At 68.9% G+C, this 13408-nt stretch carries 15 protein-coding genes; 3 read left to right on the top strand and 12 right to left on the bottom strand.

Going from position 1 to position 13408, the window contains the following annotated elements; translation table 11 throughout:
* The first annotated feature begins 35 nt into the window (after positions 1-35).
* Complete coding sequence (locus R8G01_07965; GenBank protein MDW3213913.1) at positions 36-758, top strand: SDR family oxidoreductase; 723 nt, start codon at positions 36-38, stop codon at positions 756-758.
* A 122-nt stretch (positions 759-880) separates the two neighbouring features.
* Here R8G01_07965 and R8G01_07960 read toward each other — a convergent pair whose 3' ends face one another.
* The 3 genes from R8G01_07960 to R8G01_07950 all read right to left on the bottom strand — a co-directional run bounded on the left by R8G01_07960 (position 881) and on the right by R8G01_07950 (position 3070).
* The gene (locus R8G01_07960) at positions 881-1705 is read right to left on the bottom strand and encodes a xanthine dehydrogenase family protein subunit M (GenBank protein MDW3213912.1); all 825 of its coding nucleotides are present in this window, start codon (positions 1703-1705) and stop codon (positions 881-883) included.
* On the bottom strand, positions 1702-2166 hold the full coding sequence (locus R8G01_07955; GenBank protein ID MDW3213911.1) for a (2Fe-2S)-binding protein: 465 nt from the start codon (positions 2164-2166) through the stop codon (positions 1702-1704). The genes R8G01_07960 and R8G01_07955 overlap by 4 nt, the downstream gene beginning before the upstream one ends.
* A 112-nt stretch (positions 2167-2278) precedes the next feature.
* A complete protein-coding gene (locus R8G01_07950; protein MDW3213910.1) occupies positions 2279-3070 on the bottom strand; it encodes a PaaX family transcriptional regulator C-terminal domain-containing protein in 792 nt (263 codons plus the stop codon).
* Positions 3071-3097: 27 nt separating this feature from the next.
* Between R8G01_07950 and R8G01_07945 the strand changes: the two genes are divergently transcribed.
* Entirely contained in the window at positions 3098-4135 is a 1038-nt protein-coding gene (locus R8G01_07945; GenBank protein ID MDW3213909.1) for a fatty acid desaturase, read from the top strand.
* 34 nt (positions 4136-4169) lie between these two features.
* Here R8G01_07945 and R8G01_07940 read toward each other — a convergent pair whose 3' ends face one another.
* The 7 genes from R8G01_07940 to R8G01_07910 are packed head-to-tail and all read right to left on the bottom strand — an operon-like array spanning position 4170 to position 10053.
* Positions 4170-4613, bottom strand: coding sequence for a hypothetical protein (locus R8G01_07940; GenBank protein MDW3213908.1), 444 nt, complete (start codon positions 4611-4613; stop codon positions 4170-4172).
* Complete coding sequence (locus R8G01_07935) at positions 4613-5302, bottom strand: HAD hydrolase-like protein (protein ID MDW3213907.1); 690 nt, start codon at positions 5300-5302, stop codon at positions 4613-4615. Before R8G01_07935 ends, R8G01_07940 begins: the two co-directional genes overlap by 1 nt.
* Positions 5293-6285, bottom strand: coding sequence for a potassium channel protein (locus R8G01_07930; GenBank protein ID MDW3213906.1), 993 nt, complete (start codon positions 6283-6285; stop codon positions 5293-5295). The genes R8G01_07935 and R8G01_07930 overlap by 10 nt, the downstream gene beginning before the upstream one ends.
* Positions 6286-6345: 60 nt before the next feature.
* On the bottom strand, positions 6346-6921 hold the full coding sequence (locus R8G01_07925; protein ID MDW3213905.1) for an NUDIX hydrolase: 576 nt from the start codon (positions 6919-6921) through the stop codon (positions 6346-6348).
* Positions 6922-6929: 8 nt separating this feature from the next.
* Positions 6930-7430: a septum formation initiator family protein gene (locus R8G01_07920; protein ID MDW3213904.1), complete on the bottom strand. Its 501-nt coding sequence runs from the start codon at positions 7428-7430 to the stop codon at positions 6930-6932.
* 57 nt (positions 7431-7487) lie between these two features.
* Entirely contained in the window at positions 7488-8765 is a 1278-nt protein-coding gene (eno, locus tag R8G01_07915; protein ID MDW3213903.1) for a phosphopyruvate hydratase, read from the bottom strand.
* Positions 8758-10053, bottom strand: coding sequence for a DUF4032 domain-containing protein (locus R8G01_07910; protein ID MDW3213902.1), 1296 nt, complete (start codon positions 10051-10053; stop codon positions 8758-8760). Before R8G01_07910 ends, eno begins: the two co-directional genes overlap by 8 nt.
* 115 nt (positions 10054-10168) lie before the next feature.
* Between R8G01_07910 and R8G01_07905 the strand changes: the two genes are divergently transcribed.
* A complete protein-coding gene (locus R8G01_07905) occupies positions 10169-11092 on the top strand; it encodes a hypothetical protein (protein MDW3213901.1) in 924 nt (307 codons plus the stop codon).
* Positions 11093-11095: 3 nt separating this feature from the next.
* On the opposite strand, the gene mazG is transcribed toward R8G01_07905, so the two are convergent.
* Together mazG and R8G01_07895 are read right to left on the bottom strand one after the other, a co-directional pair.
* Positions 11096-12559: a nucleoside triphosphate pyrophosphohydrolase gene (mazG, locus tag R8G01_07900; protein ID MDW3213900.1), complete on the bottom strand. Its 1464-nt coding sequence runs from the start codon at positions 12557-12559 to the stop codon at positions 11096-11098.
* Positions 12560-12580: 21 nt separating this feature from the next.
* Complete coding sequence (locus R8G01_07895) at positions 12581-13408, bottom strand: peptidylprolyl isomerase (protein ID MDW3213899.1); 828 nt, start codon at positions 13406-13408, stop codon at positions 12581-12583.

Below are 13408 nucleotides of genomic sequence, written 5' to 3'. Positions count from 1 at the left end.
GCCGAGTGTAGGACCGCTGTGTACCGTCGTCCCGCATGGACCTCGGAATCACTGGAAAGCGGGCCGCCGTCGCTGCGGCGTCGTCGGGACTCGGACTCGGATCTGCGCGGGCGCTGGCCGCCGAGGGCGTCACGGTGGCGATCTGCAGCCGTGACCGGGCGCGCGTCGACGACGCCGCTGCGTCGATCGAGGGGTCGGTGATCCCGCTGGTCGCCGACGTGTCGACCCCCGCCGGGGCGGCGGGATTCGTCGCCGCGGCCACCGAGGCGCTCGGTGGTGTGGACATCCTGGTGCCGAACGCCGGCGGGCCGCCGGCGGGCAACTTCGCCTCGACGTCGATCGACGCGTATCCGGCAGCACTCGACCTGAACCTGATGTCGGTCGTCGCGATGTGCACCGCCGCCGTCCCGGCGATGCAGGAGCGCGGCTGGGGTCGGGTGGTGGCCATCACGTCGGTGTCGGTTCGTCAGCCGATCCCCAACCTGATCCTGTCGAACACGGCCAGGGCGGGAGCCACCGCGTTCTTGAAGACCCTCGCCCGCGAGGTCGCCGCCGACGGCGTCACCGTCAACAGCGTGCAGCCCGGTCTGCACCGCACCCCGCGTGTGGCGCGACCCGACGGGACGATGCCGAGCAGCCCCATGGGCGAGCCCGACGACTTCGGTCAGGTCGTGGCGTTCCTGTGCGGTGAGGCGGCGCGGTTCACCACCGGCGTGCAGTTGCACGTCGACGGCGGAGCGTACGCCGGCTTGCAGTGACGGTCGGTGCCAGGGCGCTCAGCGGATAGGTCGCTGCGCTCCTTTTCATTCCGCTGAGCTGCCCCCGTGACGATTGGTCGCAGTTCGCCTATCGGCTCACGCTCCAGGCACCAACCGTCGGGTCAGCCGGCGGCTTCGGTGAGCGCCCGCTTGACGAGCACGCGAGCCAGATGCTGGCGGTACTCGACGCTGGCGTTGATGTCGGACTGCGGGTCGGTCTGAGCGTTGGCCTGCTCGGCCGCGTCGTCGATCGATGCGCCGCCGGCGAGTGCCTCGGACACGCCGGTCGCGAGGATCGGCACCGATCCCATGTTCACGAGCCCGACGCCCGAGCCGGCAGCGCCGCTCCAGGCGGCCACGCCGACGATCGCCCAGTCCTGGGCCCGGCGGTTGAACTTCTGGAAACTCCAACCGGCACCGTTCATCTTCGGGACGCGGATCTCGGTGATCATCTCGTCGGGCTCGAGGGCCGACGTGAGGAACCCGTGGTAGAAGTCGGCGGCCGCGATCTCGCGGGTGCCGTTGGGTCCCTGAGCGACGTACGTGGCGCCGAGCGCCAGCGTCGTGGCGGGGATGTCGGATGCGGGGTCGGCGTGGGCGATCGTGCCGCCGATCGTGCCGCGGTGGCGCACCTGCGGATCACCGACGTGGCCGGCGGCATGGGCGAGCAGCGGGACGTGCTCGCGGAGCAGGTCGCTGTTCTCGACGTCCATGTGACGGGTGAGCGCGCCGATCGCGACGTGGTCGCCGCCGTCGTTGATGTACGACAGGTCGGTCACCCGACCGATGTCGACCAGCACGGTCGGTTGGGCGAGCCGCAGCTTCATGAGCGGCAGCAGGCTGTGGCCCCCGGCCAGGAACTTGGCATCCTCGCCGTGCTCGCCGATGAGGCTGATCGCCTCGTCGGCCGACCCGGCCCGGACGTAGTCGAATGCGGCGGGGATCACTTGGCACCTCCGGCGGCGGCGAGAACGGACTGGACGATGTTGTGGTAGCCGGTGCAGCGGCAGAGGTTGCCCTCGAGGCCGATCCGGACCTCACGCTCGGTGGGGTCGGGATTCTCCTTGAGCAGGCTGGTGGCGGCCATGACCATGCCGGGGGTGCAGTACCCGCACTGGAGGCCGTGGTTGTCCTGGAACGCCTGCTGCATCGGGTGCAGCGTGCCGTCGGCGTCGGCGAGACCTTCGATCGTGGTCAGTTCCTGGCCGTCGGCCTGGACCGCCAGGACGGTGCAACTCTTCACCGCCTCGCCGTTCAGGTGGAGGCTGCACGCGCCGCACGAGGACGTGTCGCACCCGATGTTGGTGCCGGTGAGGCCGACGTGCTCGCGGACGTATTGGACGAGCAGGGTGCGCGGCTCGACGTCTGCGGTGTGCACGACCCCGTTGACGGTGACGCTGATCTCCACTGTGACTCCCCTCGGTCTGAGACGTGGATGGATACCGATCCAGACGCTAGCCGCCCGTCGCTCGCCGTCGTGCATCGAGCGCCGTCGGGTGGCGCGTCCGGGGTCGACGGGCTCACGCGTGGCGGAGGAACCGCCGGAGCAACCGTTGGTGATCGGTCTCGAACTCGTCGTAGGTCGAGCGCAGCGTGGCGACCGACCAGTCGTGCGGGGTGAGTGCGTCGGGGAGGAGCGGTTCGTGGCGGAGGAATCGCACCACCGCCGCCGACGTCGTGAAGAGCGCAGGGATCGAGGTGTCGTCGTCCCAATCGAACCGGGTGCGGCGGTCGGCCATCTCCGCGAGCAGTCGGTGCGCCTCGGCGGCGATCGTGTCGAGATCCCAGAGCCGCCCGACGAGCGCTGTCGGAGCGATGCCGTCGATCGTCCCGGTCGTCACGAGCCAATTCGGGTCGGTGGGTGCGTCGCCGAGGTTCGACGGACGGATCCAGATGTCGGGACGGAGTTCGCCGTACCGCCGGTTGGCCATCGTCGCCCGGAAGCGGCGTCGCTCGGCCAGGTCGCGCTGGTCGTCGACGGCGACGATCGTGTGCCAGCGACCGTCCCACGTGGCTGACGGTGCCCGGCGTCCGATGTCTTGTGCGTCCTGACGGTCGACCTGGCGGCCGGCGAGTCGATACCGTCCGTCGTTCGACGTCACGTCCCCGACGGCGACCATCCGCGACAGTGCCGTCCGCATGGTGCCGCCCGAGATCCCGAACAACTCGGCCATCGCCACGAACGCCCGGGACGGGAGTTCCGGCGGGTGGCTGCCGAGCAGGATCGACAGCGCGACCGATCGAGCGTTGAGCGGCCGGAGCGCGCCGGAACTCGGTGCCGCCGCCCGTCGACTGTTACGCACCTTGCTCATCGTGATCGCCGAGTGTAACATTCACCCATGAGCGTCGTTCCCGACACCGGCGTCGTCGATGGCGTTGTCGACCCGACGGCCGAACCTGCCCGGAGCGGCATGGTGCCGCCGGCGCTGCCCGACGTCCTGCCGACCGAACGCCTCAACGCACGCGGCAAGCCCACCCGCGAACTGCGCGATCGACTGCGGCAGATCCCCGACGCCCGCAACGTCGTGGCGGTCGTCGCCACGTTGCTGCAGTCGTATGGCGTGGTCGTCGCCGCAGCGGTGGTCGACACCTGGTGGTCGTATCTCCTCGCGTTCGTGCTGATGGCCCGCGGTCACGTCTGTCTCAACATCCTCGGGCACGAGGCGGCCCACCGCCTGCTGTTCAGCAACCGCCGGGCCAACGACTGGGTCGGTCGGTTCCTCGCCTACTCGTCGTACCAGGCGATGCTCGCCTACCGGCGGGCCCACTTCGCCCACCACCGCGACGAGATGGGGCCCGACGAGCCCGATGCCTCGCTGTACGCGGGCTACCCGATCCCGGCCGACTCGTGGCGGCGCAAGCTCCGGCGTGATGCGTTCGGCATCAGCGCCTACAAGAACTTCCGCGTGCTGTTCGGCGCGATCCGGAAGCGCCGGTCGGAGGCGTTGCAGATCGCTGCGCTGCACCTCGTGCTGATCGGTGCGTCCGTCGTGTTCCTCCGGCCGTTCGCGTACGTGGTCTGGATCCTCTCGTGGTCGACGCTCTGGCGTGTCTCCAACCGGCTGCGCTCGATCGCCGAACACGGCGGCATGATGCGGTCGAAGGATCGGCGGGAGACCACGCACGTGATCCATCAGTCGCTGCTCGCTCGGTACTGGATGGTGCCGTACCACACCGGCTGGCACCTGGCGCACCACGTCGACATGGGCGTGCCGTGGCGCAACCTCCCCGCCCTCCACACCGAACTGGTGCGGAGCGGATGGGTCACCGCCGACATCGAGTACCCGTCGTACCGGGCGTTCTGGCGGGCGGCGTCGGCGGGGCACGGGCGGAGCGACCGCGCCGACGGCGTCAGCTTCCTCGCCTTCGACGACTGACGCCTCGCGACGACTGCCGCCTGGCCGCAACCGGTCAGCCGATCAGTTCGACGACGTCCTTCGCCACGAGGTAGATCAGGAACCCGATCACGGTGGTACCGAGCACCGTGTAGTGCCAGCGCTTCGAGTGGTCGGCCCGCCAGAACCGGCGGATGCTCATCGTGATGGCGACGATCGCCACGAGGCTGATCGGCAGGCCGATCCACGGGCCGACACCGCTCGCCACGCCGATCGCCGGGAGCACGAACGGGAAGACGATGTACATGAGCAGGCACCGGACGGTCGCGACCAGGATCGAGGTCTGGAACGCCTTCTGGGCGTCGCCGGCGCTGGCCTGCGGGCCGTCGACGGGGAGCCGGAGGAGCCGACGCATGAAGCGATCCGCGTCGGACCGAGCCGGGCCGAGCGGCGGCGGGTCGCAGAGCGTGTACTCGTCTGGTGCGGCGGCGCCCTGGGCGTCGATCGGTTGCGTCGTCATCAGTGGCGCAAACGGTACGGCTGCATGACGAGCTCTGCAACTTCGGCGGGGGAGTCGGCGAGTGCGATCGCACCCGCCCGCAGCAGTTCCTCCGGCGTGCCGTAGCCCCACGTCACACCGATGCACACGATGCCGTGATGCATCGCGCCGAGGACGTCGTGATCGCGATCGCCGATCATGATCACGTGATCGCTCAGGTCGGGATCGGCATGGATCTCGAGGCCGTGCAGTGCGTGGTCGATGACCTGGGCCTTCGTCCGTCGATCGGGGGTCATCGAAGCTCCCGCCCTGACGTCGAAACGCTCGCTGATCTCGAAGTAGTCGAGGATCGGATGGGCGGTCTGCTCCGGCTTGGCGGTGGCGATCGAGAGCGACAGATCGAGGCCGGCCAGTTCGTCGAGCATCTCGATGATCCCGGAGTACAGCGTGTTCTCGAACGCCCCGATCGTCTCGTACCGTTCGCGGTACCGGTTGATGACCCGTTCGAGCGCGTCGTCCGGGATCCCGATCGACGGGAGGCCGATCTCGAACGGCGGCCCGATGACCGACCGCACCTCGGCCTCGGTCGGTACCGGGAAGCCCTCCTGCTCGCACGCCCACTGGAGTGAGCGCAGGATGCCCGGTTCGGAATCGGACAGCGTGCCGTCGAGATCGAGCAGCACATGGGTTCGGGGTTCGGTCACTGGCATGCCTTCACCAACTCCTGGAGGGCTTCGTCGGTCCCGACCGCCACGATGATGTTTCGGGGATGGAGCACGGTGTCGGGGTCGGGGTTGGTCGTGAACGTGCCGTCGTCGCCACGCAGTGCGAGGACGAGTGCGCCGGCGCGCTGGCGCAGATCGGCGGAGCGCAGCGTACTTCCGGCGATCTGTGAGCCCTCGGGGATCTCGACCTCGCGCATCCGGAAGTCCATCGAGCGCTCGTGCATCACGACGTCGACGAACTCCGCGACGTTCGGCTGCAGCACGAACGAGGCCATCCGGGCGGCGCCGAGTTCTTGCGGATTCACGACACGGTCGGCGCCGGCACGACTCAGCTTCTCGACGCTCTCGTCCTGGCGGGCGCGAGCGACGATGAACAGATCGGCCTTGATCGCCCGGCTCGAGAGCGTCACGAACAGGTTCTCGGCGTCACCTTCGAGGGCGGCGATCAGGGCCCGCGCCCGCTCGATCCCGGCAGCACGCAAGGTGGCGTCGTGGGTGGCATCACCGACGATGGTCGGGAGCTCGATCCCGACCACGCGGTCGGGGTCCTCGTCGATGACCACGACGTCGGTGCCGTCGCGGGCCATGTCGCGAGCAGCGGCTCGGCCGACCCGGCCCCAACCGCACACGATCACGTGATCGTGCATCTCGGAGATCTTCCTGTCCATCCTGCGCCTCCCGACGAACTCTCGCAGCTGCCCCTCGACGATCGTCTGGACGACGAGCGTGAACGTGTAGAGCACGGTGCTCACACCCGTCACGATGATCCCCATCGTGAAGATCTTCTCGACATCGGTGATGTCGGGTCCGTTGAGCTCGCGGTACCCGACGGTCGTGATCGTGGTGATCGTCATGTACATCGCGTCGACGAATCCGAGCCCGAACGCCCAGAACCCGATCGTTCCGATCACGAAGACGCTGAGGACCAGGGCCAGAGCCAGGCGTAGTCTCCCGATCGTCGATGTCACCGCTGCCACCGTAGTAGCCCGTGCCCGTCGCGGCCTGAGGCGTCGAGCCTCGCCGAGCGCTCAGGACGGTCGTGAACCGTCGGTGCCGTCGGCGGCGCCGGAGGCGAGCCAGTACGAGATCGCAGCGAACGACAGGCCGTCGCTGATCTTGCCGCCGAGCAGGAGTTCTCGCACGTCGCCGACCGACACCCACTCGACCCGTTCGGCCTCGTTGACGTCGACCGGCGGCCCGCGGTGCACCGCGTCGTCGCTCACGTAGATGACGAATGCCTGATCGAGGAGGCCGTTGGCCGGGTAGAACGAGCACAAGCGCCGCACGGTGACCGGTTCCCAGCCGCTCTCCTCGTGGGCCTCGCGGATGGCCGCCTGTTCGGCCGACTCCCCGGCGTCGACGCCGCCGGCGGGCACCTCCCAACCCCAGGTGTCGGTGATGAACCGGTGTCGGTGCAGGAGCAGGACGCCGGCCTCCGCGGTGATGATCGTGCCGACCGCCGGTCGGTGCATCCTGACCAGGTGGTGATCGACCTGCGTGCCGTCGGGCATCAGGACGTCGGCGATGTGCAGGTTGACCCACTCGCTCTCGTAGATCGCCTGCTCGCCCCGGTGGAGCCATTCACCCCGACGTCGAGCCGGCATCGCCGACGTCAAGGCTGCGCCGCCGCGGGCGGCGGGGGTTGACGTCGCATCTCCGCGATGCCCGAGACCAGCGAGTACGGCCAGCCGTCGGGGAGTTCGGTCGGCACGTCGGGGAGCGCGAGGACCGACTGGCGCCGCTCGCCGGCCTCGACCATGCCGAGTTCGACCCGCGCGGCTTCGCGGACGCCGTCGTCGGTGCGGAGACGATCGACCTCCGATCGGAGATCGTCGTTGACCTGTTCGAGCTGCGCCAACTGATCGCGCCGCTGATCGAGGCGGTCGTTCTGACCGAAGTAGGTCTGGACGGGCAGCACGAAGAGGGCGGCGGCGAGCGCCCCGGCGATCGCGAGGGCGACCAGCGCGAGGAGCGCCGTGCTGCGGCGCTGCTTGGTGATCCGCCGATCGATGTGGATCGGACGCGTGATGTCGCCGAGCCGGGACCGGCCACGGTCGGATGCCCGCCGACGGCTGTCGGGGCGCGCGATCGTGGAAGTGCTCTTGCCGCTCACGCGATCAGTCTGTCAGGTGGACACGGTGGAGCGGGGTCATCGCGCGTCGCCGCTGGATCAACGCGGCGCGAGCGCCGATCGACCGCGGAACGCTGCGGTCTCGCCGAGCTCGGCCTCGATCCGCAGCAGCTGGTTGTACTTCGCGACCCGGTCGGAACGGGCCGGCGCACCGGTCTTGATCTGACCGCAGTTGGTCGCGACGGCGAGGTCGGCGATCGTGGAGTCCTCGGTCTCGCCGGAGCGATGCGACATCACGGCGGTGTAGCCGTGACGGGTCGCGAGCTCGACCGTGTCGAGCGTCTCGGTCAGCGAGCCGATCTGGTTCACCTTGACGAGGATCGAGTTGGCCACCGTCTGGTCGATGCCCATCTGCAGCCGCTTGCTATTGGTCACGAACAGGTCGTCGCCCACGAGCTGGCAGCGGTCGCCGACGGCGGCGGTGAGCGCCGCCCAACCCGCCCAGTCGTCCTCCTGCATGCCGTCCTCGATCGACACGATCGGGTAGGTGTCGACGAGGCGCGTCCAGTAGTCGGCGAGTTCGGTGGGGGAGAGGACCTTGCCCTCCCCGTCGAGGTGGTAGGCGCCGTCGCGGTAGATCTCGCTGACGGCGGGGTCGAGGGCGATCGCGATCTCGTCGCCGGGGGTGAACCCCGCCGCCTCGATCGCCTCCATCAGGAGCTTGATCGCGTCTTCGTTGGAGTCGAGATCGGGGGCGAAACCGCCCTCGTCGCCGACCGCGGTGGCAAGTCCCTTGTCGTGCAGCACGCCCTTGAGCACGTGGTAGGTCTGCGTGCCCCAGCGGAGCGCCTCGCTGAACGACGGGGCGCCGACCGGCATGATCATGAACTCCTGGAAGTCGACGGAGTTGTCGGCGTGCACACCGCCGTTGAGCACGTTCATCATCGGCACCGGCAGGACGTGGGCGTTGGCACCGCCGACGTGGCGGTACAGCGGGATGTCGAGGTGGTCGGCCGCTGCCTTGGCGACCGCGAGGCTCGTGCCGAGGATCGCGTTGGCCCCGATGCGGCCCTTGTTCTCGGTGCCGTCGAGATCGAGGAGCTCACGGTCGATGCCGCGCTGGTCGAGGGCGTCGAAGCCCTCGAGCACGCCGGCGACCTCGTCGTTCACGAATCCGACCGCGGTCTGCACGCCCTTGCCCAGATACCGGTCGCCGCCGTCGCGGAGTTCGACCGCTTCGTGTTCGCCGGTCGAGGCGCCGCTCGGCACCGCGGCGCGGCCCATGGCGCCGGACGCCAACACGACGTCGACCTCGACGGTCGGGTTGCCCCGTGAATCGAGAATTTCACGGCCGGCGATGTGGACGATCTCACTCATGGCCCGACACCGTATCCGGATCGTCGGGGGTTGCCGGTGGCTCGTCGTCCGGATCGTCGTCCTGATCGTCGAGGGGTTCGGCGAGGTCGTCGTCGAGTTGCAGCTTCTCGGGCGGCGCGTCGGCCAACACGGCGAGATAGTCGTCGAGCACGTCCATCAGGGTGACGTCGGTGCCGGTCTGCTCCGACACGTACCAGCGGTGTTCGAGCAGCTGGTGGAAGATCTCGGCCGCCTCGAGCCGTTCGAACATCTCCGGCGGGATCGCAGCCATCACCGGTTCGAACACACGGTCGAGCCAGCGGACGGCGGCGACGTTCGGCGGCACCGGTCGGTCGGACTGATGCTGCAGCCATGCGCCGTAACTCATGATGTCCTGGAGCATCCGACGGGCCTGGTTCTCGCCGGCGACGAGGCCGGTCAGGTTGGCGAGCCGCTCGGCGCTGAACCCGTGTTCGACCACGCGCGGGACGAAGCTGACGGTGACGTCGTCGGCGTTGGTGTTGACCTCGAGTTCCTCGACGTCGAAGCCGAGTTCGTGCAGCCGCTCGAGGCGCCGCTGCATCGGTACGGCATCGCCGATCAGCGCGGTCTGCTCGGAGACCAGCTCGGCCCACAGCGCGTGGTAGCGCTCTTCGATGGCGAGTGCCACCTCGATCGGATCGATGTCGTCGGCGAGTCGACCGGCCGCCTGGAGGTCGAGCAGGCCACCGGCGACGTTCTGCGTGGCGATCTCCAGGTCGAACGCCCGCTGGCCGTCGGTGAGCCGGACGTGGCGCTCGGCGGTCTCCATGTCGATGATGTATGCCTGCAACGCACCGGCGTCGCGTCGGAACAGGGTGTTCGACAGCGAGCAGTCGCCCCAGAAGAAGCCGCCGAGGTGGATGCGCACCAGCAGGACCACGAGCGCATCGAGCAACCGTTCGCCGAGGTACGGGATCTTGAGACCGCGGCCCATGAGCAACGACCGATACGGCAACGAATAGTCGAGGTGGCGGGTGATGATCAGGCCCTCACCGCTGGGCCGCCCCGTGACCGCTGCGACCACCTCGGCCGTCGGGAGCCCGTGTTCGTCGAGTTCGCGCAGCAGCCGGTACTCGCGCAGCGCGAGCGCATCGGGCAGCTCTTTGACGACGTAGGAGATGTGCTCGTACTCCAGCAACTTCACGACGTGGCGGTGGAGACCGAGCACCTGTTGGACGTTGTCCATGTCCCAGTCGTCGAGCGGCAGACGGTACGGGAGGGACACGATCGCCTGGTGCTCGGAGGGGTGAGCGACGTGCACGCGCATGGTTCCATCATCGCAGCTCGCCCCGCCGATTCCGAGCGATCACGAGGCCGGGGAAGAAACCGCTCAAGCCGTGGACATTGCGCGACGATGGTGAGGTGTGGGAGTGGAGTCGGTCATGACCCGTGAGGACGATCCGCGCGTCGGCTCGACGCAGCGACTCGACGAGGCGCGTGCCACGATCACCCGCACGACGATCACCCCGGCTCCCGGGAGCGAGGTCGTCGAGGCCCCCGCGGCGAAACGTGGTGTCTTCGACCGTGTGAAGTCCCGAACCCATGGCGAGTTGTCGTCGGCCGAAGAGCCGTTCGCGGCGGCGAGCACGCTGCGGATCGCGATGGCGGTCATGATGACCGGGCTCTGGATCCTCACCATCGGTGGTGCGATCCTCGTGCTGCTCCTCTGGCAGCAGGATCGCGACTCCGGCGTCCTCACCGACCAACTCGAACGCACGTGGAACCTGTTCGACGGACTTCGCGTCGTCGAGCGATGGTTGGCGTTCGCCGTCATCCCCGTGGCCACGGCATGGATCGCCGTCGCCGCGATCAACGCGCGGCGAGCGACCGGCGTACGACGCAACCCGATCGTCGCCGCGCTGAGCCTGCCGATCGGTGTGATCGGCGCCTGGTTCGTGGGGCGCGAACTCGTCGGTGGCGCCGACGACTGGGTCGGTCAGGTCTCCGGGTACGTGCTCCAGTGCGTCTTCCTCGCTGTCCCGCTGCTCGCGCTGCTCCGCGTCGCCCAAGCCGCGGAGTCCCGCAATCGGCCGCTGCGTGCGACCTATCTCGTCGCCGCCGGCTACCTCGCACAGCTGCAGTTCCTCGGTGGTCTTTCGACGATCGACCAGACGAGCCCGCCCGACGAGTGGGGTCGCCTCGGCGCCTATCTGATCATCGGTGGGCTGCTCCAGGTGCTCGGTGCACTCTCGGTCAACGAGGCCGCCCGGTCGATCGAGACCGCTACGGCGCACCGGTACGAGTTGCGCAATCGGTTCGGCGAGTCGTTGCTCGCCCAGGCCGAGCGTGGCTCGGCCCGCGGCTGAAGCTCACTCGCCCCGCTTGACCTCGTCCCACAGCGAGTCGAGCGCGTCGAGTCCGGCGGTGTGGACCACGATGCCGCGTGCCGTGGCGATCTGCTCGAGCGCCTCGAAGCGGCGACGGAACTTGTTGGCCGCTGCCCGCAAGGCCGACTCGGGGTCGACGCGGAGGTGTCGCGCGACGTTGACCACGGCGAACAGCAGGTCGCCCAGCTCGTCGGCGGTCGCCGCGGTGTCACCGTCGTCGGCTGCGATCGTGAGTTCGGCAGCCTCCTCGGCGATCTTCGGGAGGGCGCCGGCCACGTCGGGCCAGTCGAAGCCGACCTTGGCCGCCTTCTTCTGCACCTTGTGGGCGTAGGCCAGTGACGGCAGCGAGTTGGGGACACCGTCGAACACCGACGTGCGACCCTTCTCGGCCCGCTTGATGTCCTCCCAGTTGGCGAGCACCTGCTCGGTTCCGTCGACGTCGGCGGTGACACCGTGCTCGTCGCCGAACACGTGGGGGTGGCGGCGGACGAGCTTGTCGTGGATGCCCTGGGTCACGTCGGCGATCGTGAACCTGCCCTCCTGCTCGGCGATCGTGGCGTGGAACTCGATCTGGTACAGCAGGTCGCCGAGTTCTTCGATCAGCAGGTCGTCGGACGAGGGGTCGTCGCCGAGTGCCTGGATCGCGTCGACGACCTCGTACGACTCCTCGATCAGGTACGGCACCAAGCTCCGGTGCGTCTGCTCGATGTCCCACGGGCACTGCTCGCGCAGCGTGCGGGCGAGTTGGTGGAAGCGTACGTACCCGGCGCCGACGCCGACGCCCAGTTCTGGCACGTACAGCGAGGTCAGGTGGTCCGCGTCGATCGTGTGGTCCATCGCGGCCCAGGTGGTCTCGACGATCTGCTCGTCCGGTGTGCCGAGCGCCTGGAGGAGGACGACAGGGGTGTCGTCGAGCGCGCCGTCGGGGTCGTCGAGCGCGAGCTTGATGTCGGACAGCACCCAGTTGGCGTGCGTGTGGGCGACGAGCAACGGGCCGGTGAGCCCGGCGGCGGCCGTCGCGAACTCGTGGCCGTCGATCAGACGGACCCCCGCCTCGACCGGGTCGATCCGGAGACGGGCCCACACGACGTCGAGGAATGACATTGCCGGCAGGATGGTCGACTCGACGCGATCGTCGTCGCGGAGCGTGCGCACCGACCGTTCGAGCACCAGCGGGGAGCCGGGGACGAGATAGAGGATCTCACCGTGCTCGGACGCCGCGCGCACGAGGCGTTCGACGATCTCGGCGTACACGTCCTCGAATCGGTCGGCCGACTCGTAGAGCTCGTCGAACGACTCGCTCTCACCGACGAGCCCGGCCGAGGGATGGATCGCGGTGCGGAGGTACCGGTGCGGGATCCGTTCGATGGCCGCGATGGTCTCGGCGGTGACGTGTTCGACGCCGCCCGGGCCGAGTCCGGCGACGACGATGCGTGGCCTGGTCACGACGTCGGGATCACGATCGGGTCAGCCGAGCGGCGTGACGCCGCTTGCCGGGTCGAACTCGCCGTACCGAGGGTTGACGTACACGTCGAGTTCGTCGGCGGCGACCTCGAACCGGACCTGCGGCGACGACGAGATGACACCGAGCAGTTCGTCGGCCGCGACGTCGTCGTACGGGCGCACGAGGATGACGTGGTAGCCGAACTGCGACTCGACCGGGCCGACCGGATCGCCGATGTCGGCATCGAGCGCCGCCTCGACGTACTCGGGGATGTACCGCTCTGCGAAGTCGGTCGTGGTCGAACAGGGCAGTGCTCCGCCGTTCTCGGCGGAGGTGTCGGTGGAGTACTCGGCTGCGAGCTCGCCGAAGGCGTCGCCGTCATCGAGGCGTTCGAGCACCTCGTCGGCGGTGGACTCGTCGTCGACGAGGATGTGCGCCGTGCACGTCAGGTTCGATTCGGTCGGGCCGCGCTCGTACCAGTCACGCAGCTCGTCGTCGGGAATCGCGGTGGGTGGCGACTGCTGCCAGGTCCCGAACGAGGCGTCGATCGATTCGCCGAGGACGGCATCGGAGAGTTCACCCTCGACCTCGTCGAGCGGCATGCCGGCGGCGGCGAGGTCGGCGCGCAGTACCCGGTCGAGTACCCAGTTGTTGAGGATGCCGACGATGGTCTGCATGTCGGAGCGGCCGGCGTCGTCGTCACCGAGTTGCTCGCGGGCGATCGACGACAGTTGATCGACCGTGATCTCGTCGTCGCCGACCCGAGCGGCGACGTCGGCGTCGGTGAACGTGGCGCAACCGCTCAGGGCGATGGCGGCCGCGGCGATCAGGGCGGGGAACGAGCGCTTCAC

It is taken from the genome of Ilumatobacteraceae bacterium (assembly GCA_033344875.1).
GTDB lineage: Bacteria > Actinomycetota > Acidimicrobiia > Acidimicrobiales > Ilumatobacteraceae > Ilumatobacter.
Note: the sequence above shows the minus strand (reverse complement) of the source record. Positions and strands in the feature narration are given on the sequence as shown.